Source organism: Mucilaginibacter sp. (assembly GCF_041663085.1).
GTDB lineage: Bacteria > Bacteroidota > Bacteroidia > Sphingobacteriales > Sphingobacteriaceae > Mucilaginibacter.
The window spans coordinates 1-20,584 of sequence record NZ_JBAZRC010000050.1; the positions used below are offsets into that span (position 1 = coordinate 1).

Consider the following 20,584-nt stretch of genomic DNA (forward strand, 5'->3'; position numbering starts at 1 on the left):
AATGGCTCTCTGAAGAGGTTAGACTGGATACCATCATCGACTGGATTATGGTTGTACTATTCGGCACACTGGGTACCATTACCTGGTTAAACCGCAATAAACCGCCAAAAACCACTTATAGCAACCATGCCAGCATTAAGTATGGCATACTATTAGGTTTTATTAACCCCATGCAGATCCCCTTCTGGATGGTGACAGGTACTTACCTGATAACGCACGAATGGATAGCGGATGGCCGTTTAGCCTTAATTATATTCAGCATTGGCTCGGCGGCGGGTGCTTTTATTGCGCTGTTTTTATACGCCAAGTTTGCCAAATACCTGCAACGCAAATTTGAGCTGAGTACAAAAGCCATAGATATTGGCATCTCTATTTTGTTCTTTGCTTTTGCCGCGTACCATGTTTTCAAGCAAATTTACCTTGCATATTTTAAGCATCATTAACTTCCGCGCTTTGTGAGAGTACCCCGGGGCGACAAGTTAAAATAGCTTGTTTCCCGCTCTTGAAAAAGTTGAACAAGACGGAACAACTCAGGTATTCTGGTTGAGCGCCTGCGTTTTTGTATTGATATTCCAGATCTTCTCCGCCTTACGGCCTATTAGCCAGAACGACAAGGCAAGTATGGCGAAGAAAAGTGTTTTATTAGTATGATCCCAAAAATATTCGAAGTATTTGGTGTATAGGAATATGATAAGAAAAGTAATACCAAACTCGCGGGCTATTACATCTTTAAATTTTAAACCATATAACATGAATGATCCCGCCACCACGGCCGATATAATGCCCCAGTAAAACAAACTGATCTGTTTAATTTGCCACCATACATCCAAACTGCCATAGTTACCAAATATGCTCAACAACCAAAGCGACATAAACAGGTACAGCATACCCACAACATAGGTAAGTTCCCAAAAGTAAGCGAACCATTTTTTGCCTTTCAATAAGTGGCATGCGCCAACCAATAGCAACCCGAACAGCACAAAACGCAGCGGGTAGTTCATCCCCAAAAAGTATAACGCCCAATTGGTTTGATAACCTGTTTCGGTGCCGAACCAACTACCCAGCGATACGAGTGCGAACAGCCAGATCAAACGCGAGCTCATGCGGTAGGCCAAAAACCCATATACAAATACCGATACCAGGAACAGGATGGAATAATGCCCCGAGCCATTATCAAATGTTTTACCCAGGTAGGCAATGCAACTGGCGGTAAAAAACACACCTAAAAATATGGTAGCCTCGTTACTGAAAACTTTTTCGGGGTATTGCTTTTCGCGCTTTCGGCCCAGGTAAAACAGCCCCACAGCGGTAACCGCCGACAGGATGCTGATCACAATATCTGGCGTATCGTACAGGTTTTTTATCCAGTTAATAACGGCATCATCAACTATGAGCGAACCGATGGCTATAGCCCCGCAAAACAGCGCTACCCAAATGCTATACTTGGCCAAACGCATCCAGTCGAACCCTTTTACCTCGTACGAGTTGCGTAACGTTTCGGCCTGTCGCGCGTCTACAAGATGGTGTTTCTCCCAATGAGATATGGTACTATTCAGAAAATCGCTTTCCTGCTTATCGATGTTTAGTTTAGCCATTGATGGTAGAAGTGCACTAATTAAGTAACACCAATTACCCGAAATTAATAAAACGGAGATGAAAACCTGATGAAATCAATTAACTACAAATAAAAACATGTCGCCCCGGGCATACCTATTGTGCAATACCCATATAAACAGCGCGGTTTTGATGCTATATTAGCTCTATAAAAATCGCATCAAAATAAAACACATGGCCTCAAAGTCTCTGCTTTTAAATAAATATATAAAAAGTCATTTATCCGCAATACCATATACCCATCTGTTTACAAACTTCACCATCACAATCGCTTTAATTATAAGCTTGTTTTGCGCGCCGGCATATGCTTACGCACAAGAGCAAAAAGGTATTGCTAAACTTAAAAAATCGCTTGAGGAAAATGTTAAGACTGCCGACGATGCCAACACCTTGCTTAAAACCGCCCGCGAGCTGAATTATCCTGCAGGCCAGATTGTTGCATTATGTTATTTAGGGGTTATTTATGACAAGGATCAGCAGGCGGAACAATCCAAGTCCTCCTTACGTGATGCCCGGCAGCTGGCTGTAAAGGTAACAGGTATGGCAGATGCCCTATGGGCGCTAAAAATCATGGGCACAATGCAAAAAAACAATGCCCCGCTATCAAATGATGTACAAATGGGAGTTGGGTCGGTGATGACCGTTTTAGGAAATACGATAACCAAGAGCACCGTAAGCCAGCCACGTAATAACAAAATATCTACAGGAGACGACGACGACGATGATGATGAGTTATCCTTAAAAATAGAAGAACAGGTAGGCAAAATAATGGCACAGGCCGATAAGCTTGAAGGCCGTTCAAAAAAAGGCAAAGCGCCGAAGAAAAGTTTTGTTGACCATTGGCTGGACACCCTGTTCAATAATCTCCCCGTTACGCTGAAAAACGGTACGAAGATGTCCATTCAGAAAAACAACCGTGATATTAATAAAGCGCTGAGTAATGATTTTGCAAAAAAGGGGAATTATGCCGAAGCCTATAAATATTACCAGCAATACTCTGCCTATAAAGACAGCCTGCTGCTTGAAGGTACATCGCGCAGGCTGGCTTCCCTGCAGTATAAACAAAACTTACTTAAGAAAGAATCAGAGATCAAATTACTTACCAAGGATCGCCAACTACGGGATCAGGCAGCTAAACGGCAGCTGCAGCTTATGTTCGGGCTTTTTGCTTTTATTGCATTGCTGGTAACGGTTCTTATAATTTTAAGCAGAAATAACGGGCTAAGAAAAAAAGTAAACCTGAAATTGAATGAGCAAAAGGAGGAATTACAGCAGGCGCTTTCAGAATTGAAAACCACGCAGGAACAACTTATCCAGTCGGAGAAGATGGCCTCGTTAGGCGAGCTGACCGCCGGTATAGCACACGAAATTCAAAACCCGCTTAACTTTGTCAACAATTTTTCTGAAGTGAGCGCCGAACTGGTACGTGAGCTTATTGAGGACCGCCAAAAGGGGAACATTGATAAAGAAGAGGAAACTGTACTGATTGGCGATATTGAACAAAACCTTCAAAAAATAACGGAGCATGGTAAAAGGGCGTCGTCTATCATCAAAAGCATGCTGGAGCATTCGCGCAGCAAAAGCGGGCAAAAAGAACCTACTAACCTTAACGCAGTGGTTGAAGAGTATCTTAAACTTTCTTACCACGGGATGAGGGCAAAAGACAATTCGTTTGAATGCAAGCTGTCAACCCAACTGGATAGCAACGTAGGCCAGATATCTATAATTCCGCAGGAAATTGGGCGGGTGCTGCTCAACATCTTTAATAATGCTTTCTACGCTACACAACAACGTAAAAAAGCAGGTATAAACGGCTACGAGCCACTGCTTACTGTTAAAACCTGGAAAGATGGAAAGCATATCAACATCCTTATCAAGGACAATGGTGCGGGAATCCCCGAGAGTGTGAAGCAAAAAATATTTCAGCCTTTCTTTACTACCAAACCAACGGGCCAGGGTACAGGACTGGGTTTGTCACTCAGTTATGATGTGATCACTAAGGGCCACGGTGGTAAGATACATGTAGACAGTGAAGAGAATAGCTTTACCGAGTTTACGCTTACGTTGCCGGCTTAAAAAAGTCAGGTATTAAATTGGGGGCCGTTCAGGATCAGGAGGGCTTGCACATCTTCTTTATCCTTGCCCAATTGTACCACCAGTTCTTCAAGCGATGAGAATTTGATATCGCCGCGCACAAAGTGCAGAAACTCCATGCGGAGCTGCTGGTTGTAGATCTCGGCGCTAAAATCAAAGATATTTACCTCGATGTTACGCGTCATGCCGTTAACGGTGGGGCGATGGCCGATGTAGGCCATACCTGTATATTCTTTACCGGCTACTTTAACCTTAACCGCGAAAATACCATCGGCTGGGATCAATTTATAACTTTCTTCAATCAGTAAGTTGGCTGTTGGATAACCCAGCTCGCGGCCCAACTGATCGCCGCGGATAACCTTACCTGTAATGAAAAACGGATACCCCAGGCATTCGTTGGCTATGTTGATATTATTCTCTAACAATGCCGTACGGATACGGGTAGAGCTGATAGCTACATCATTTATATCCTGCTCAGGGATCTCTACTACCTCAAAGTCATACTGCGGCGCAAGTGTCAGCAGGTCTTGCAGGCCACCTTGCCTGTCTTTACCGAAACGGTGATCGTAACCAATCACAATGGTTTTGGTACCGATCTTATTTACCAGTACATCGCGGATATACTCTTCAGCGGTTTGGTTTGAAAAATCGCGCGAGAATGGAGTGATGATCAAATGATCCACGCCTAATTGCTCAAGCAGTTCAGCTTTTTCATTGATAGTGTTGATGAGTTTGATGCTTTCATCCTCGGGATGCAGTATCATTCGCGGATGCGGGAAGAACGTAAGGATAACCGTTTCGCCCCCCGTAGCTGCCGCCAGTTCTTTTATACGCGATATAATTTTGCGGTGCCCAATATGTACACCATCAAAAGTGCCAATGGTAACCACAGCATTTTTAACCGGCGTAAATTCATCAATATGGTTGTAAATCCTCATAATACTGGCACAAAGGTAAAAGTAGAAAGGACAAAGCAGAAAGGTTTTTGTTTATTCTGTGTAAGATGTTACACTTAACATAATGGCCTAATCAAGTCTCACTTCAATTGTTTTATCGTCCGGTTGAATCGTAAGCCAATTTAAAATACCCCCCTCGGGAAGGGAACTGCCCATCTCCGTCTCATTCAGATAATCTGTAAAAGAACGTTTGCCGAGTATAATAATCATCGTATAAATATCCTGCCCATCGACCCCTATCCAAGCCTTTGCAACAATTTGTTTTTTTGCCTCGATAGTTGATGCAGTATAGATATTTTCTTCAAGTGAAATACCGTCACACCAAAAATATTTCACATTCTCATCCGGGAAATTTTTAAATTCTTTCGATAAATGATACTCCAGATTTATCAAGAAACCACTATCAATAAATGCCTTTAGCCTATCAACATTTTTATCCACCTTTAAATTATTTCATGTTATTGATTTGTTCGTGTGATTTAAGCTCTTTGATTATATCAACTAACTCCAGTATTTCATGGGCATCTTCTATCCTGTAGTTACCGCTGCGGGTACGTCTCAGGGCCGACATATATGCGCCATTGTTCAGCGCCGCACCAAAATCATTTACTAATGAGCGGATGTAAGTTCCCTTACTGCATACTACTCTAAAATCAACTTCGGGCAGTTCTATCCGGGTTATCTCAAATTCGGATATGGTAACGTTGCGCAGGCGCAGTTCTACTTCTTCGCCACGGCGGGCTTTCTCGTACAGGCGCTCGCCGTCAATTTTTATGGCCGAATGGGCGGGTGGATATTGCTGTATATCGCCGGTAAATTGTGCGCAGGCGGCCTTTATCTGTTCGTCGGTTAAGTGGCTAACATCAAACCTGGCCTCCGGTTCACTTTCCAGATCGTAAGTGGGAGTGGTTGCACCAAGCACCATGGTACCGGTGTATTCCTTATCCTCGGCCTGGAAAGTATCTATCTGCTTGGTCATTTTACCGGTGCAGATGATGAGCAGGCCGGTAGCCAATGGGTCGAGCGTGCCTGCGTGGCCTACTTTAAGCTTTAGGGGCTTAAAGGAGTTGCGCAGCTTGCCTACTACATCAAAGCTTGTCCACTCTAAAGGTTTATTGATGAGGAGGAGTTGCCCGTCGGCAAAGTCTTGTATGGATGAAAAGGAAGTACTCATTTGTCTGAACCTTGATTAAGGTGATCTACCTGATTACAGGATTTTTTAAGGCTAAATTACCTTTTGAAATAAATTACTTATTCCATTGCATTCATATTCCGCCTGGTTAATTGCATCGTCAATGCTTTCATGCCATGTATCAGCAAACTCTTTCCAATTGGTATCGCATGAAAACAGGTAATAACCTTGTTCGTTTCCTGATTGGCAAATTATAAAGCCAGCGATTTGCTTCCTACCCTCGTAGACGTTACTATCCAAAAGGTTAACAACGGCGTAATATATTACTCTTGCATTCCCAACTGTAGCAGGAATATCATTCATTTATATCACTTGTAAATTATGGCCGCTCAGGTAAAGGATAATTATTACCCCGCCTACCAAAATACGGTACCAGCCAAAAAGCTGAAAACCGCGGCGCTCTAAAAATGTGATGAATGTTTTAATAGCCAATAAGGCCACTATAAATGCAATTACGTTACCAATAGCTAAAAGTTTAATTTCTTCGCCGGTAAAAATGTGGCCTTCTTTATAAAAATCGTACAATTTTTTGGCTGTTGCGGCAAACATGGTAGGTACAGCCAAAAAGAAAGAAAACTCGGCAGCGGCCTTACGGCTTAGCTTTTGGCTCATGCCACCAACAATTGTAGCAGCCGAACGGGATGTGCCGGGAATCATAGATAAACACTGGAAGAAACCGATCTTCAGGGCGGTTAAATAGCTTATCTCTTTTTCTTCTTTAACATCAGGCCTGTTAAACCATTTATCTACAAAAAGCAGAATAATACCACCTATAAAAAGGGTAATACCTACTGTTAAGGCACTTTCTAATAAAGCGTCTATCTTTTTACTGAACAGCAAACCAAACACCGCAGCGGGTATAAAGGCTACAAAAAGTTTATAGTAAAACCCAATGGTTTGAAAGAAGCGTTTGAAGTATAACACCACTACCGATAGGATAGCGCCTAACTGGATAGCAACTGTAAAAAGTTTTACAAAATCATCACTTTGGATACCCATTACAGATGAGGCAATGATCATGTGCCCGGTAGAAGACACAGGCAAAAACTCGGTGATGCCCTCAATAATAGCAAGGACAATTACGTGCAATATATTCATTACTTAGCTGCCGGCTTTTTTAAAATAGCATAAAAACCAAGGCCGAAACCTGCTAATACCACAATTGGTGCAATAACAATTTTGGTTGTGCTATAAATATCGGTAGTACCACTCATCAATACAAAGCCAAAGGCCACCACAGCTATGCTGATGATCAGCCACATGTAGTTATCTCTGCTAAATATAAATTGACCGGGAGTAGTTGGATTGCTTACCGGCGCTTGTGTTTTGCTTGCAGCTGTTTTTGTTTGTTGCAGTGCCATATCTTTAATTAGTGATTTTTTGAATTAGTGGGTTAGTGATTGGCCTTAGCTACAAATAAACTAATGAACCAGTGAACTGATGAACTATCTGTACAGATCGTATATTTTTAAGCGCAAAAATTTATTAACTGCCAGGAATGTACTAAAGGCCGATATAAATATGCCCAGTATCACAATACCTAAAAACACCATACCAAATTCGGCAGGGCTTTGCAGGATAACCAAATCAGGGATCTGTTTATTTGCCAGGAACAGCGTACCTATCAATATCACAATGGATATTAAAGCGCCCAACAAACCGTGCCAGATGCCATATAGCAAAAACGGCTTGCGGATAAACCCTTTTGTAGCGCCTACCAGTTGCATTGATTTGATCAGGAAGCGTTGTGAATAAATAGCCAGCCTGATGGTGTTGTTGATCAGCGCTACAGATAGTATCACAAAGATCCCGGCGAAAACCAATATAATTAAACTGATAGAAGTAAGGTTTGAGTTCATCTGGTCAACCAGCGATTGTTGGTACTTAACCTCTTTAACCAATGGATTTTTCAGCAATTGCGCTTTAAATTTATCAATGCCAGCATTATTGGCGTAGTCGGCTTTCAGGTAAATATCCAGCGATTGCGATAACGGGTTATACCCCAGGAATTTTACAAAATCCTCGCCCAGGTCTTTCTGCAGGTTACGCGCGGCAAGCTCTTTACTTACATACTGGGTTTGCTTTACCATAGGGTTGGCATCCAGTTGTTTCTGCAGTTGCAGCACATCAGTTTCGTGGGCCGAATCATCCATAAAGATGTTCAGCACAATGTTTTCTTTAACGTAGCGCGACAGGTTATTGGCGTGTACCAATATCAGCCCCAGCAACCCTATCATCAATAAAACCATGGCAATGCCAAAAACGGTAGATATATATATCGTTTTTGTTTTTTTTGCCGATGAGCTTGCTTCAAATTCTTCCATGCTTTGTATAGATATGAGATGTTAGATAGGAGACCCGATAGCTATCGGGTTGAGCCCCTTATCTTACACTTATAGTTTGCGAAATTAACAAACCTGCTCTAAAGGTAAAAGTTTATAGCGGATAATTAACAATAATTAACGCCTAACTACCAAACCGTCATTGCGAGGTACGAAGCAATCTCCTGACTTAGCATCACCGCGTAGCTTGTGAAGAGATTGCTTCGTACCTCGCAATGACGCGTGGGGAAAACAAGAAACAAATCCCGGGCCCGCCTGTTATCCAATCATGACAACACCTGCAAACGACCACGATAAACCATCACCATCCGACACTCCTACCAATAGGCCTGCCGACGAGGGGCACAAAAGCGTAGTAAAGAAAGAAGATAAGCAATACAGCGCCGATGAACCGCACCAGGAAAATGTGGCTAAAAAGTATGAAAAGGAAGAGCAACCGGTAAATCCAGTAAAAAATCCGCCAAAAAAAGATCAGCCCGATGCCTCTGACGATGACGCACGCCGGTTGGAGTCGAAATAAATTATTCTAATGGCTTGGCTATACCTGCTGAATTGAATTGCAGATCGTACAATTTGCGGTAGTAACCACCGTCAATACGCAGCAGTTCCTGGTGTGTGCCCATTTCTTTGATCTCGCCATGGTCAAGCACAATTATTTTGTTGGCGTTTTGTATGGTTGATAAGCGGTGCGCTATCACAATGGCGGTACGGCCCTGCATCAGTTTATTAATGGCATTTTGTATCAGCAGCTCTGTTTCGGTATCTACCGATGAGGTAGCTTCATCCAACACCAGTATAGCGGGGTTGTAAACCAACGCACGGATAAACGAGATCAATTGTGCCTGCCCGGCCGAAAGCGTCGCCCCGCGTTCCATTACGTTATAATCATACCCGCCCGGTAAGCGTTCAATAAATTCATGCGCGCCAACATCTTTTGCTGCCGCGATAATTTCTTCACGTGTAATATCCTCGTTATTCAGGCTGATGTTGTTGCCGATGGTATCGGTAAACAAAAACACATCCTGTATAACAGTCGCAATTTTTGAACGCAGGTAATCTACTTTATACTCGCGGATGTCGTGCCCGTCAACCTTTACCTCGCCACGGCCTATATCATAAAAGCGGTTAAGGATATTTATGGTTGATGATTTACCCGCGCCTGTTGCGCCAACCAGTGCCAATGTTTCGCCGGGTTTAATGTGGAAGTTGATATCTTTTAGTACCCAGTTCTCGTCGTTATAGGCAAACCAAACGTTGTTAAATTCAATTTCGCCTTGTAAAACCGCCGGAGCAAGTGTACCGTCGTCGATTGCAACCTCATCGGTATCCAACACTCTAAAGATCCTGTCGGCACCAACCATACCCATCTGCAGGGTATTAAATTTATCAGCCAGTTGGCGTATGGGGCGAAACAACATATTCAGCAGCACAATAAAGCCGGTAATAACACCCGGTGTGATCCCATTTGGCGAAGCCGAAATAGCGTGCAGTTGCTGATCGTTCAGGATACGTTTACAGCCATACCAAACCAGCAGGGCCATACAAATGGCAAACAGAATTTCTACCACCGGGAAAAAGATAGAGTAGTACCAGTTAGAACGGATATTGGCATCGCGGTACTTCATATTTACCGAACGGAACTTGCGCATCTCCTGTTCTTCGCGGGCGAAGTATTGGATAATGCTGATGCCGCTGATATGTTCGGCCAAAAATGTATTTAACTGCGCTACCTGCGTACGCACTTCCTGGAAGGATGATTTGATGGCTTCTTTAAACACATAGGTTGATGCAAAAAGAAGTGGCATAGGTATCAGGGTAATCAACGCCAGCTTCCAATCCTGCCAAAGCATAATGCCGATAACAGCAACAACCAGCAGCAGATCGCCCATGATGGAGATCAGCCCTTCCGAAAAAATATCGGCAATGGTTTCCAGATCAGATACCGTACGGGTGATCAGCATCCCGATAGGTGTACGGTCGAAGTATTTTAAACGCAGGCTGGTGATGTGGTTAAAAACATCTTTGCGTAGATCGCGGATAACCGACTGGCCAAGCGCGTTTGTTAAATAGGTTTGGTAATACTGCGCTATGGTTTGTATAACCAGCTGGCCTACCATCAGCCCAACCATAAACACCAGCCCATTGTAATCATTACCCAAAATGTTTACATCAAGCGTTCTTTGGATAAGGATGGGTTGTACAACAGCAATACCAGCTAAAAAGACAGTGAGGAATGCAGCTATCACAAAAGTCCTGTTGTAGGGCTTCACATAATGCATAACCCTGCCCAGTAATTTCCAGTCGAGCGCCTTACCTGTAACTTCTGATGCCATTTTTTATAAAATTCTAAACACTAAATTCTAAATTCTAAACCAATAACAATCTCTTTTAGAGTTTAGAAATTAGAATTTGGGATTTAAATACGGGTACTTTATTTCTGTTAAATACAAACCGCAGGCGGGTACACTCATACCAGCGTTACTGCGGTTTTTACTTTCAATTATCTTGCGGATCTCTTCCGGCTGCATTTCGCCCCGGCCCACCATTAGTAGCGTGCCTACTATGGCGCGTACCATGTTGCGCAGAAACCTATCGGCAGAGATATGAAAAACTATGCCGTTTTCGGTCTCTATCCATTCCGCTTTTGCAATTTTACAATTATTGGTCTTAACCTGCGTATTACTTTTACTGAAACAGCTAAAATCTGTGTATTCCATGACTATTGCCGCCGCCCGGTTCATCAATTGTAGATCGGGCTTGTCGCGCAGCAACCATGAATAGCCGTTTAAAAAAGGATTTTTCTCAAAGTGGATATGGTACTCGTAAGAACGTAGCGTGGCGTCAAACCTGGCATGCGCTTCGGGATGAACAGGGATGATCTGCTTAACGGCAATATCATACGGAAGCAGGGCGTTTAAACCGCGTTTATCAATAAGTATTGGTTTATCGCCTGCGGAGGTTACATCCAGGTGCACAAAAAAATCTTTCGCATGCACCCCGGTGTCCGTCCGGCCGCAGCCTGTGGTTTCAATGGGTTGGCGCAATAGTGTTGTTAATGCTTTATCAAGCATTTGCTGTACAGTTACGGCGTTTGGCTGCACCTGCCAGCCATGGTAATTGGTACCATCATAAGCCAGTTCAATAAAATATCTTTGGGTGTTTGCCACGTGGCAAAGTTAACATCATTTACGATTTTAGATTTACCAATTCCGATTCTATCTTTGCTACAACTCATAATCATAAAAAAATGCTACAAAGAATCCAATCCATATACCTCCTGTTCGCCTCGTTAGTGCTTTTCGCGCTGTTTGTTTTCCCGCTTGCACATAATATTTATGTGGATGGCAAACTGGTAAATGTATCGGTACTCGGTGTTTATGAAATTATAAACGGGCAGGACCAACAGATCCAGGCGTTTCTGCCTCTTACCATCATCACCGTTATTGCTGCATTAATACCGCTGGCAGTGATATTTCTTTATAAAAACCGCAAACAGCAAATCACCATCAGCTATGTTGCCATTTTAGTATTAATAGGCTACAGCTTTTGGATGGCACAAACCGTTAAAAAAGTGGTTGGCCCAATTACTTTAGAATACCGTAATATGGGCATAGGCCTGTTTTTAACCTCGCTGAGTATTATCCTGATCATCTTTGCCGTTAAAGCAATTCAAAGGGATGAGAAGCTAGTAAAATCGGCAGACAGGTTAAGATAGCCCCCATTTAAAAACAACAAAAGCCGGATTGTACAATCCGGCTTTTGTTGTTTTAGCGGTTTTACCTAAACCGCGCTGTCTTATCTATTTTTCTGAATGGCTTGGAAAAAAAGTCACCTACTACCTGGTTAAACATATCCTTATAAACTACCGGTGTTCCATGGCCTGAGTTTGGTAAGATCCACAGATATGAATTGGTGATCGCTTCGGCTATAGCTACGGTGTGTTTCGTCACTATTACATCATGGTCGCCACCTATTACCAGGGTTGGGCAGGTTATTTTCTTTAGGGCTTCCAGTTTAATATGTGGCTCGTATGATAACAGGTGCATCAGCTTCAACTGGTTTTTCATCTCGGGTGTAGGGTTCTTCATCCGTTTTAAAGAGTCAGCTCCCTTAATATTGATATCCATGATCATTTTATACACAAACGGATCAACCGCCGTGCTATCAGGCCAAAGGTTGGCGCCGGTAACAGCAAGTTTTTTAACCTTATCAGGATGGTTCATGGCTAATAACAACCCCTCTATCCCCCCATCGCTCCAGCCTATTACATTGGCGTTCTTTATTTTCAGGTGATCGAGCAATCCGTTAAGGTCATCACTGATCATTTCATAGGTCAGCGAGTCGGTATTATCTACCGTTTTACCCTGCGCGCGGCTGTCGGCCAATATCACCTGGTAATTTTTTGCGAAGTAAGGTATCTGGTACACAAAGTTTTTGATAGAACCGCCATTACCGTGGATGATCAGCAAAGGTTCGCCTTTACCATAAACTTCGTAATACATTTTAATACCCCGTATATCAGCGTATTTACCCACCGCTTTATTACGGCCATATTGGGTAGTATCCATGTCTTTTTCAAAGCTTTGGGCAAAACAAACAGATACGGTTAACAAGAGGATTATCGAAGTGATAATGGGCTTAAATATTTTCATTACATGTATAATTTGGTAATAGCTAAAGATATAAATTCATAGCTAATCTGCCATCGTTTTTATAAAGGCAATTAACAATATTTAACGGTTTATAATAATCATCAAAAATAGCTTACCGTGTAAAAATTACACCAATGCCAAAATAATTACCATAAAAAACATATTGATTTTTAGCCAGTTACAGCTAATAGCGCCTATAAATTTACCAGTTTTACAAATTTTAAAATCAGTATTTGAAATATGAGTAATAAGTTGTACTTTTGCACCCGATTTGACGATGTAGTCAAATACGTTATTTTAATTCATGAACCCATTTATTAATCTGGGAATCCGTCATGATATTGTTAATGCCATCTCTGAGTTAGGATTTGAAAATCCTACACCAATCCAGGAACAGTCAATTCCGGTATTGTTAACAGGCAGCAACGATTTTGTCGGATTAGCCCAAACAGGGACCGGTAAAACAGCTGCTTTTGGACTGCCGCTATTAGAACTGCTCGATTTCGAAGAAAATCATCCGCAGGCGCTTGTTTTATGCCCAACACGTGAACTTTGTTTACAGATCACGAACGACATTAAGAACTACGCCAAGCACATGAACAACGTTAATGTTGTTGCCGTTTACGGTGGTGCAAGCATTCAGGATCAACTACGCCAAATTAAACGTGGTGTACAGATCGTTGTTGCTACCCCGGGGCGTATGCTTGACATTATTAACCGTAAGGCGATCAATTTTTCGCAGGTTAAGTTTGTAGTATTGGATGAGGCTGATGAGATGCTCAATATGGGCTTCCAGGAAGACATTGACAGTATTTTATCCACCACTCCGGACGAGAAAAAAACCTGGCTGTTCTCAGCCACCATGCCTTCTGAAGTTAGAAGGATCGCTAAAAAATACATGGATAACCCTTTTGAGTTAACCATGGGCGAAAAAAACACAGGTAATGTTAATATAGAACACGAGTACTACGTTGTACGTGCCCGTGATAAATATGCAGCCTTTAAACGCATTGTTGATAACAACCCCGAGATCTTTGGTATCGTATTTTGCCGTACCAAAATAGAAACTCAGGAAATTGCTGAATCACTTATTAAAGACGGTTACAATGCCGATGCTTTACATGGCGACCTTTCACAGCAACAACGCGATAAGGTAATGAAACGCTACCGCGAACGCAGCCTGCAATTATTAATTGCTACTGATGTTGCCGCACGTGGTATTGATGTTAATGATGTTACACACGTTATTAACTACAGCTTACCTGATGAGATAGAAAACTACACCCACCGTAGCGGCCGTACAGCCCGTGCCGGTAAAATGGGTATATCTATCGCTATCATCAACAGCAAAGAGCTTGGTAAAATTCGCCAGATAGAACGTGTAATTGGTAAAAAGTTTGTAAAAGCCGAAATACCTACAGGTTTTGATGTTTGCGAAAAACAATTGTTTGCCCTTGTACATAAAGTACATAACGTAACAATTAACGAAGCACAAATTGAGCAATACATCCCACGTATTATGGATGAATTTGCTGAGTTAAGCAAAGAGGATGTAATTAAACGTTTTGCATCATTAGAGTTTAACCGCTTTTTAGATTATTATCAAAATGCACCAGACCTTAACGCCCCTGCAGATGATTTCCGCAGAGATGGTGAAAGAGGCGAACGCGGCATGCGCGATTCAGGTGGTAAATCAGAATATACACGTTTATTTATCAACTTAGGTAGTGTTGATGAGTTTAACCGCGGCGATTTGCTGGGTTATATTTGCAACAACTCTAAAATAAGCGGACGCACCGTTGGTAAAATTGATGTTAAAGGTGTTTACTCATTCTTTGAAGTAAACAACGGCGATGTTGAACAGGTAATGAACAACTTTAAAGGCGTTGAGTTTAAAGGCCGCGAAGTTAGGATAGAAGTATCTGGCGAAGGCACCAGCGGCCCAAGAAGCGGCGGTGGCGACAGACGTGAAGGTGGTTACCAAAGGCGCGAAGGCGGCGGCGGCGGTTACCGTGGCGGCAACAGTGGTGGCGGACGCCGCGAAGGTGGTTTTAACAGAGACAGGAACAGCGGCGGTGGCAACAGCGGTGGCGGTTTCCGCGATTTCTCTGGCAAACCCCGCGAAGAGCGCCCGGAACGCCGCAGAAGATTTTAGTTTAGTTAGTTTTCATAAGAGCTTTCGGAGTAGTTAACCGGAAGCATAGTTTTAGTTTAGTTTTGTTTACAAAGCCTCTCGTTTGTTTATCATCCGGGAGGTTTTTGTTTTTAACGGGCAAATTCAACCAAAACAGAATCCGGATACACCAGGTTAAGGATTTTCTCATCCAGCTTTTTTATTACAAATCTGGTATAAGGCTGATTGCCTTCAAACGAGGTGAAAATAGTATCGCCTTTAGTAAAGTAATCCTCGGCGCTTTGCTCATCACCATCCATAATAAATTTCTTATCGGTTATTTTTAATGATGTTTCGCTGTTCTTTGATTTCCAGGTGCCAATCAATTTAGGGTTTGATTCCCTTTTCTCGTTTCCACAAGCCGACATCAGCATTACCACTCCCGATAGCGCTATAATAACTAAAGCGTATTTTTTCATTGCATTAAGGTAATAAAAAAAGCATCCGTTAGTTAACGGATGCTTTTAAATTTTATGTTATTTAACCGGCTTATCAACCAGTTTTGCTTTTGGAACATATATATGATGCCCCTTTTTATTTACATAATAGTAATATGAATTTTTATCAATGTAAATAGTTTGCCCTTGTGGCCCCACCTTTTCGGCGTATTTTTTGTCGGCTACGGCCGATGCCCCTTTTGAAGCAACTTCGGCGGTTTTATTACCTACGGTACTTGCAGCCTTTTTAGTGGCATGCCATCCCTTTTTAGCCGTTGTGCCAACCTTTTGGCCAAGTGTAGTGTCTTTATGCGTTTGTGCGAAAGCCGACGATGCCACGAATAACGAGGCAGCAAACATGGCCGATTTAAATAGCTTTTTCATCTTTGGAAGATTTGTTTAGTTAATTGCTATAATTAACTCAATTTCTCTGCCAGTTTCTGCATTTCTATTACCGGTGGGCTTTTCTTATATAAAATAGCGTAAACAGCCTCGCAAATGGGCATATCTACATTGTACTGTCTGTTTACCTGGTGTAGGCAATTTACTGCATAATATCCTTCAGCAATCATATTCATTTCTAACTGGGCCGATTTTACGGTGTAGCCCTTGCCTATCATATTTCCAAAAGTGCGGTTACGGCTAAACTGCGAATAAGCGGTTACCAGTAAATCGCCCAGGTAGGCCGACTCTTTGATATCGCGGTCAATAGGGTGTACCTCATCAACAAAACGTTCCAGCTCGCGTATGGCGTTTGATATAAGTACCGCCTGAAAGTTATCGCCATACCCTACACCGTGGCAAATGCCGCTGGCAATAGCGTAAACGTTTTTAAGTACAGCGCCGTACTCGGTACCATATATATCATCAGATACGATGGTTTTAATATAACGCGTGCTGAGCATAGCTGCAAATACACCAGCAAGCTCTGTATTTTGTGATGCAATGGTTAAGTATGATAATTTCTCCAGTGCTACCTCTTCGGCATGGCAGGGGCCGCTTATAACCAGAATATGATCAAAAGGCACATCGTAGTTCTCGTTTAAAAACTCGCCAATGATCTTATTCTCATCCGGCACGATCCCTTTTATAGCCGATACAATTTTTTTGTCTTTCAGATCTGCAGGAGTTATCCCGTTTAAAGCTTCCTTTAAAAATGCGGCCGGCACATTAAGCAGTATAAAATCAACCTCATGTATAAGGGATCTCAGATCGGTAGAGATGTTTTGTGCCGGCACTTTAATTTCAACCGAACTTAAATAATTAGGGTTGTGCCCAAATTCGCGAATGTGCTGAACTGCTTCACCGTTGCGCATCCACCAAAAAATCTCTTTTTCGGTAATGTTATCGGTAAGCATTTTAATATTAGCTGTGGCCCAGCTTCCGCCGCCCACAACAGCAATTTTGTTTGTTTGCTTAAGCATCAAGTATAATGTCCCACCCGGGCAATTGGTTTTCCCGGTGATGCAAATTAATGAAATATTATGCGAAAAGCAGAAAGCGGAAAGCCAAAAGCAGAAAGCATTTACTTTCCCTCTTAGCTTTCCGCTTTTAGCCTTATGCTTTCTGCTAAAAGATTACTTCTTGGCGTCGGAATTAAATAGTTTTGATTTATCTACTTTTTCAACCACCATACCATCGTTTAATGTTTTTGAGATAGCTGCGAATGGGGCTGATACCACTTCTTCGCCGCCTTTAAGGCCGGTTAATATCTGTATGTAGGTATCATCCTGTATACCGGTAGTAACCTGAACCTGTTTTACCTTACCGGCCTGCAAAACAAATACGTATTCTTTTGAAGGAGGAGTTGCCGTAGTTTTCTTATCATCCTTTTGCGTGTCGCCACTTGTTGGTGCCGGCTTTTTCTCATCGCGGGTGGTAACAGATTGTATTGGCACAGACAGTGCTTTTACATGATTGGTATTTATATCAACCGTAGCGGTTAATCCCGGGCGGAAAGGTGAATGGTTTGCAGCATTCGTTTTCAGCAGGTCGATGTATGATTGTGCGGTGATACGCACTTTTACTGTAAAGTTGGTAACCTGGTCGGCATTGGTACCTACTACGTTTGCCGAGCTGCCTATCTCAATAACTTCACCGGTAAATTTCTTACCCAAAAAAGCGTCTATCTCAATTTGCGACTGGTTGCCTATAGCAATACGGTTAATGTCATTCTCGTTCACGTCAACATTCACATCCATTTTAGTAAGGTCAGATATGGTCATGATCTCGGTACCGGCAAACTGCTGGGTACCCAATACACGCTCGCCCTGCTCAATAGATAGTTTTGACACAACCCCATCAACCGGTGAGTAGATCGTAGTTTTAGCCAGGTTATCCTGTGCTTCTTTAACAGATGCCTGTGATTGCTCTAAACCGAATTTTGAACCTACAACGTTTTGCCTTGCCGCTTCCAGGGCTGCTTTGGCGCCCTCGTAGTCAGCTTTCGCTTTTTCAAACTCGGCAACAGTTAATACCTTTTTATCAAAAAGCTCCTTACTGCGTTTGTATATCGATTCCTGGTTGGTAAAAGTAGCTTCAGATTGTTTCAGCATTTGTGATGAATTACCCACGCTTGCCTTTTGTGTATTGTATGAAGCCACGGCACGGTCATACCCCGATTTTAGGATATCAGGGCGGATACGGCATAACAACTGGCCTTTTTTAACCACGTCGCCTTCTTTTATAGGCAGTTCAACAACCTCGCCGGATACCTCGGGGCTTATCTTAACCTCGATATGCGGTTTAATTTTACCACTGGCAGATACAGTTTCGTTAATGTCGCGGCTTTCGGCCTTTTCAACAGCAACCTGTGTTAATTGTGGTTTGCCTATTATACCTGTGGCCTTACCTATAATTAACAGTACGATAAGTGCCCCAAGGCCTATCAGAATATATTTAGTAGTTTTTCCCATGATGATTTCAGGATTGTTTTTTGTGTTTAAAGTGTTATAGGGTTTCCGAGATAATAGTCAATTACTTTGCTTCTGAACACAACTTCGTATTGTGCATTTATCAAATCAAACTGCGATTTATTTAGGTTGGTTAACGATGTGTTGTAATCAAGCGAGTTCACCAGGCCAACATTATAACGCTGCTGTATAACATTAAAAGCATCTTTATTGGCATTATACGTTTGCAGTGTGCTTTGATATTTTTTATTAGCCGCTTTTACATCCCAAACCGCCTGGTAAATAATCTTGCTTAGATTGTTTTTAGCCAATTGTGAAGTAACGATGGCATTTTCATTAGTGATCTTTGCCTTGCGTACAGCTGTGCGCGCAGTAAAACGGTTAAAAATCGGTATTTGTAAGCTAAGGCCTACCGCCTGGTTAAAGTTATCACCTATTTGTGTAAAAAACGGATATTTTGAATAAATAGGGTCAATTCCGTTAGGTGCTACAGTTACGAGTTTACGTGCATCAGAGTAATTAGAACCCAACTGCCCAAACAATACAACGCTTGGGAAATAGTTACCTCTTGCAACTTTAATATCCTGCTCGGCTGCTTTTTGCCTTGCTTCAGCAAGTGATATATCCGGGTTAACAGCCAATGCTGTTTTTAAAACCTCTTCGGGATTATATATAGTAGGTAAATCTTTAAATTTACTGATATCCGGTTTTTCGAAAGTAATATTGGTTGCCGGCGACATTTCCATGTATTGCTTAAGAGTAAGTATAGAAAGCTCCAGTTGGTTCTCAGCAGTGGTATAATTTAAATCGGCGGTTGATAGGGATGCTTTTGCCTGAGATAAGTCGGCCTGGGTTTGGTTCCCCGCATCAAAGTTTTTCTGTGCCCTGTCAAGCGTTATTTTGGCAATATCAATTTGTTGTTGTGCAGCAGTAACCAAATCCTGGTTTGTTAAAATTTGCAGGTACTGGGTAACTACATTTAAAACAAGATCGTTTTTAACTTTAGCGGTGTTACTGCGGTCGGCGCCAAGCAATAACTTATTCTCTATGATCTGGTTACGTAACTGCCCGCCCTGAAAAAGCGTAACCTGTGTTGAAACATTACCGCTTAGTCCAAAAATACGCTGGTTAATGAATTGGTTGGTAGAGGGGTCAATATTACGGCCGAAATTAAATGAGCCCTGCGGGGCTGCGGTTAAATTTGGCAGCAGGTTATATTTAGATTGCTTCAGGGTTTCTTCTGATAGTGCTTCGCTAAACTGTGCTTGTTTTATAGTTAAGTTACGCTCAAGCGTAAGGTCAATAGCTTTTTGCAGCGTTATAACCTCCTGTGCTTTTACCGTAAAATTTACTGTTGAAAGTAATATGAAGCAGGCAATAGTTACTTTTGTGATGTGTAAGTTTAGTTTCATAATTAAATGTATACAATTGTAAGTAACCGATAATTACTTTGCAAGCTCTAATTTATTTGGTTAAAATTTAAAATACTTAAACGTTTTACGAATGTACCTGGTAAAAACTCCCTGGTGGCTTAAAAAACTGTACCCTCAATTAATTTGGGATACTAAACCAGGTGCCCGTTGCATTTATTTGACTTTTGACGACGGCCCTATACCCATTGTTACACCGTTTGTATTAAATATTTTAAAAAAGCACAATGCCAAAGCTACATTCTTTTGCATAGGCGACAATGTACGCAAACACCCTGATGTATTTGACGAGGTAAAAAAGGGCGGCCACGCCATAGGCAACCATACGTATAACCACCTTAAAGGGTGGGCCACTGATAACCAAACCTACCTGGAGAATTTTTTACAGGCCGATAAAGTTTTAGATACCCCGTTGTTTCGCCCGCCATACGGGCGCATAAAAAGGGAGCAGGTAAAACTGCTGAAACAAGCCCGGCCCGACCTGCAAATTATTATGTGGGATGTACTGAGCGGCGATTTTGACATAGCCCTTAACCGCGAGGAATCACTCAACTATGTTTTAAAAAACGTGCAGGATGGCTCTATTGTATTATTTCATGATAGTGTAAAGGCATTTCATAAAATGGAATATGTGCTGCCACTGGTTTTAGAGCATTTTAGTAAAGAAGGCTATACTTTTAAATGCCTCACCGCAGATCTGTTCGATTCTTACGCTCCCTTAAACAAGAACTGATCAAACTGCCGTCCCGATCAGGGAATCGCTTATTTAGAACATATCCAAA

At 42.2% G+C, this 20,584-nt stretch carries 22 protein-coding genes; 6 read left to right on the forward strand and 16 right to left on the reverse strand.

The window, feature by feature from the left end; translation table 11 throughout:
* A partial coding sequence (locus tag WC615_RS11175) for a LysE family transporter (RefSeq protein WP_372978178.1) occupies window positions 1-443 on the forward strand: 443 nt, incomplete at its 5' end.
* Between the two features lie 87 nt (window positions 444-530).
* On the opposite strand, the gene WC615_RS11180 is transcribed toward WC615_RS11175, so the two are convergent.
* Entirely contained in the window at window positions 531-1,595 is a 1,065-nt protein-coding gene (locus tag WC615_RS11180; RefSeq protein WP_372978179.1) for a DUF2157 domain-containing protein, read from the reverse strand.
* A 193-nt stretch (window positions 1,596-1,788) separates the two neighbouring features.
* Between WC615_RS11180 and WC615_RS11185 the strand changes: the two genes are divergently transcribed.
* Complete coding sequence (locus tag WC615_RS11185) at window positions 1,789-3,690, forward strand: sensor histidine kinase (protein ID WP_372978180.1); 1,902 nt, start codon at window positions 1,789-1,791, stop codon at window positions 3,688-3,690.
* A 5-nt stretch (window positions 3,691-3,695) separates the two neighbouring features.
* Here WC615_RS11185 and WC615_RS11190 read toward each other — a convergent pair whose 3' ends face one another.
* From WC615_RS11190 to WC615_RS11220, 7 genes are all read right to left on the reverse strand, one after another.
* Window positions 3,696-4,646, reverse strand: a complete 951-nt coding sequence (locus WC615_RS11190; RefSeq protein ID WP_372978181.1) for a bifunctional riboflavin kinase/FAD synthetase — start codon at window positions 4,644-4,646, stop codon at window positions 3,696-3,698.
* A gap of 87 nt (window positions 4,647-4,733) precedes the next feature.
* Complete coding sequence (locus tag WC615_RS11195; RefSeq protein WP_372978182.1) at window positions 4,734-5,105, reverse strand: hypothetical protein; 372 nt, start codon at window positions 5,103-5,105, stop codon at window positions 4,734-4,736.
* Window positions 5,106-5,112: 7 nt separating this feature from the next.
* A complete protein-coding gene (gene truB, locus WC615_RS11200) occupies window positions 5,113-5,838 on the reverse strand; it encodes a tRNA pseudouridine(55) synthase TruB (RefSeq protein WP_372978183.1) in 726 nt (241 codons plus the stop codon).
* Window positions 5,839-5,889: 51 nt separating this feature from the next.
* Complete coding sequence (locus tag WC615_RS11205; protein ID WP_372978184.1) at window positions 5,890-6,159, reverse strand: hypothetical protein; 270 nt, start codon at window positions 6,157-6,159, stop codon at window positions 5,890-5,892.
* Window positions 6,160-6,954 carry an undecaprenyl-diphosphate phosphatase gene (locus tag WC615_RS11210; RefSeq protein WP_372978185.1) on the reverse strand — a complete coding sequence of 265 codons (795 nt, stop codon included), beginning with the start codon at window positions 6,952-6,954 and terminating at the stop codon, window positions 6,160-6,162.
* On the reverse strand, window positions 6,954-7,217 hold the full coding sequence (locus WC615_RS11215; protein WP_372978186.1) for a DUF3098 domain-containing protein: 264 nt from the start codon (window positions 7,215-7,217) through the stop codon (window positions 6,954-6,956). The genes WC615_RS11210 and WC615_RS11215 overlap by 1 nt, the downstream gene beginning before the upstream one ends.
* An 84-nt stretch (window positions 7,218-7,301) precedes the next feature.
* Window positions 7,302-8,180: a cell division protein FtsX gene (locus WC615_RS11220; RefSeq protein ID WP_372978187.1), complete on the reverse strand. Its 879-nt coding sequence runs from the start codon at window positions 8,178-8,180 to the stop codon at window positions 7,302-7,304.
* Window positions 8,181-8,466: 286 nt separating this feature from the next.
* On the opposite strand from WC615_RS11220, the gene WC615_RS11225 reads away from it, so the two are divergent.
* Entirely contained in the window at window positions 8,467-8,718 is a 252-nt protein-coding gene (locus tag WC615_RS11225; protein WP_372978188.1) for a hypothetical protein, read from the forward strand.
* Between the two features lies 1 nt (window position 8,719).
* Here the strand turns inward: WC615_RS11225 and WC615_RS11230 are convergent, their stop codons facing one another.
* Window positions 8,720-10,531 carry an ABC transporter ATP-binding protein gene (locus tag WC615_RS11230; protein ID WP_372978189.1) on the reverse strand — a complete coding sequence of 604 codons (1,812 nt, stop codon included), beginning with the start codon at window positions 10,529-10,531 and terminating at the stop codon, window positions 8,720-8,722.
* 69 nt (window positions 10,532-10,600) lie between these two features.
* Window positions 10,601-11,365: a tRNA pseudouridine(38-40) synthase TruA gene (gene truA, locus WC615_RS11235; protein ID WP_372978190.1), complete on the reverse strand. Its 765-nt coding sequence runs from the start codon at window positions 11,363-11,365 to the stop codon at window positions 10,601-10,603.
* An 80-nt stretch (window positions 11,366-11,445) separates the two neighbouring features.
* On the opposite strand from truA, the gene WC615_RS11240 reads away from it, so the two are divergent.
* Entirely contained in the window at window positions 11,446-11,913 is a 468-nt protein-coding gene (locus WC615_RS11240) for a DUF4293 domain-containing protein (RefSeq protein ID WP_372978191.1), read from the forward strand.
* Window positions 11,914-11,974: 61 nt separating this feature from the next.
* Here the strand turns inward: WC615_RS11240 and WC615_RS11245 are convergent, their stop codons facing one another.
* Window positions 11,975-12,850, reverse strand: a complete 876-nt coding sequence (locus WC615_RS11245; RefSeq protein WP_372978192.1) for an alpha/beta fold hydrolase — start codon at window positions 12,848-12,850, stop codon at window positions 11,975-11,977.
* Window positions 12,851-13,154: 304 nt separating this feature from the next.
* On the opposite strand from WC615_RS11245, the gene WC615_RS11250 reads away from it, so the two are divergent.
* Window positions 13,155-15,005, forward strand: coding sequence for a DEAD/DEAH box helicase (locus WC615_RS11250; protein WP_372978193.1), 1,851 nt, complete (start codon window positions 13,155-13,157; stop codon window positions 15,003-15,005).
* A 110-nt stretch (window positions 15,006-15,115) separates the two neighbouring features.
* Here the strand turns inward: WC615_RS11250 and WC615_RS11255 are convergent, their stop codons facing one another.
* From WC615_RS11255 to WC615_RS11275, 5 genes are all read right to left on the reverse strand, one after another.
* Complete coding sequence (locus tag WC615_RS11255) at window positions 15,116-15,442, reverse strand: hypothetical protein (protein WP_372978194.1); 327 nt, start codon at window positions 15,440-15,442, stop codon at window positions 15,116-15,118.
* A 57-nt stretch (window positions 15,443-15,499) separates the two neighbouring features.
* Window positions 15,500-15,844: a hypothetical protein gene (locus WC615_RS11260; RefSeq protein WP_372978195.1), complete on the reverse strand. Its 345-nt coding sequence runs from the start codon at window positions 15,842-15,844 to the stop codon at window positions 15,500-15,502.
* Between the two features lie 32 nt (window positions 15,845-15,876).
* Window positions 15,877-16,884 (reverse strand): NAD(P)H-dependent glycerol-3-phosphate dehydrogenase, encoded by a 1,008-nt coding sequence (locus tag WC615_RS11265; RefSeq protein WP_372978196.1) that lies wholly within the window; start codon window positions 16,882-16,884, stop codon window positions 15,877-15,879.
* 153 nt (window positions 16,885-17,037) lie between these two features.
* Window positions 17,038-18,375 (reverse strand): efflux RND transporter periplasmic adaptor subunit, encoded by a 1,338-nt coding sequence (locus WC615_RS11270; protein ID WP_372978197.1) that lies wholly within the window; start codon window positions 18,373-18,375, stop codon window positions 17,038-17,040.
* A 26-nt stretch (window positions 18,376-18,401) separates the two neighbouring features.
* A complete protein-coding gene (locus WC615_RS11275; protein WP_372978198.1) occupies window positions 18,402-19,784 on the reverse strand; it encodes a TolC family protein in 1,383 nt (460 codons plus the stop codon).
* Window positions 19,785-19,875: 91 nt separating this feature from the next.
* Between WC615_RS11275 and WC615_RS11280 the strand changes: the two genes are divergently transcribed.
* Window positions 19,876-20,535: a polysaccharide deacetylase family protein gene (locus tag WC615_RS11280; protein WP_372978199.1), complete on the forward strand. Its 660-nt coding sequence runs from the start codon at window positions 19,876-19,878 to the stop codon at window positions 20,533-20,535.
* Window positions 20,536-20,584: the final 49 nt, after the last annotated feature.

Coding starts and splice junctions, on each gene's coding strand:
- WC615_RS11180 (WP_372978179.1), bottom strand. CDS start 1,595: ATGGCTAAACTAAACATCGATAAGCAGGAAAGCGATTTTCTGAATAGT.
- WC615_RS11185 (WP_372978180.1), top strand. CDS start 1,789: ATGGCCTCAAAGTCTCTGCTTTTAAATAAATATATAAAAAGTCATTTA.
- WC615_RS11190 (WP_372978181.1), bottom strand. CDS start 4,646: ATGAGGATTTACAACCATATTGATGAATTTACGCCGGTTAAAAATGCT.
- truB (WP_372978183.1), bottom strand. CDS start 5,838: ATGAGTACTTCCTTTTCATCCATACAAGACTTTGCCGACGGGCAACTC.
- WC615_RS11205 (WP_372978184.1), bottom strand. CDS start 6,159: ATGAATGATATTCCTGCTACAGTTGGGAATGCAAGAGTAATATATTAC.
- WC615_RS11210 (WP_372978185.1), bottom strand. CDS start 6,954: ATGAATATATTGCACGTAATTGTCCTTGCTATTATTGAGGGCATCACC.
- WC615_RS11215 (WP_372978186.1), bottom strand. CDS start 7,217: ATGGCACTGCAACAAACAAAAACAGCTGCAAGCAAAACACAAGCGCCG.
- WC615_RS11220 (WP_372978187.1), bottom strand. CDS start 8,180: ATGGAAGAATTTGAAGCAAGCTCATCGGCAAAAAAAACAAAAACGATA.
- WC615_RS11225 (WP_372978188.1), top strand. CDS start 8,467: ATGACAACACCTGCAAACGACCACGATAAACCATCACCATCCGACACT.
- WC615_RS11230 (WP_372978189.1), bottom strand. CDS start 10,531: ATGGCATCAGAAGTTACAGGTAAGGCGCTCGACTGGAAATTACTGGGC.
- WC615_RS11240 (WP_372978191.1), top strand. CDS start 11,446: ATGCTACAAAGAATCCAATCCATATACCTCCTGTTCGCCTCGTTAGTG.
- WC615_RS11245 (WP_372978192.1), bottom strand. CDS start 12,850: ATGAAAATATTTAAGCCCATTATCACTTCGATAATCCTCTTGTTAACC.
- WC615_RS11250 (WP_372978193.1), top strand. CDS start 13,155: ATGAACCCATTTATTAATCTGGGAATCCGTCATGATATTGTTAATGCC.
- WC615_RS11255 (WP_372978194.1), bottom strand. CDS start 15,442: ATGAAAAAATACGCTTTAGTTATTATAGCGCTATCGGGAGTGGTAATG.
- WC615_RS11260 (WP_372978195.1), bottom strand. CDS start 15,844: ATGAAAAAGCTATTTAAATCGGCCATGTTTGCTGCCTCGTTATTCGTG.
- WC615_RS11265 (WP_372978196.1), bottom strand. CDS start 16,884: ATGCTTAAGCAAACAAACAAAATTGCTGTTGTGGGCGGCGGAAGCTGG.
- WC615_RS11270 (WP_372978197.1), bottom strand. CDS start 18,375: ATGGGAAAAACTACTAAATATATTCTGATAGGCCTTGGGGCACTTATC.
- WC615_RS11275 (WP_372978198.1), bottom strand. CDS start 19,784: ATGAAACTAAACTTACACATCACAAAAGTAACTATTGCCTGCTTCATA.
- WC615_RS11280 (WP_372978199.1), top strand. CDS start 19,876: ATGTACCTGGTAAAAACTCCCTGGTGGCTTAAAAAACTGTACCCTCAA.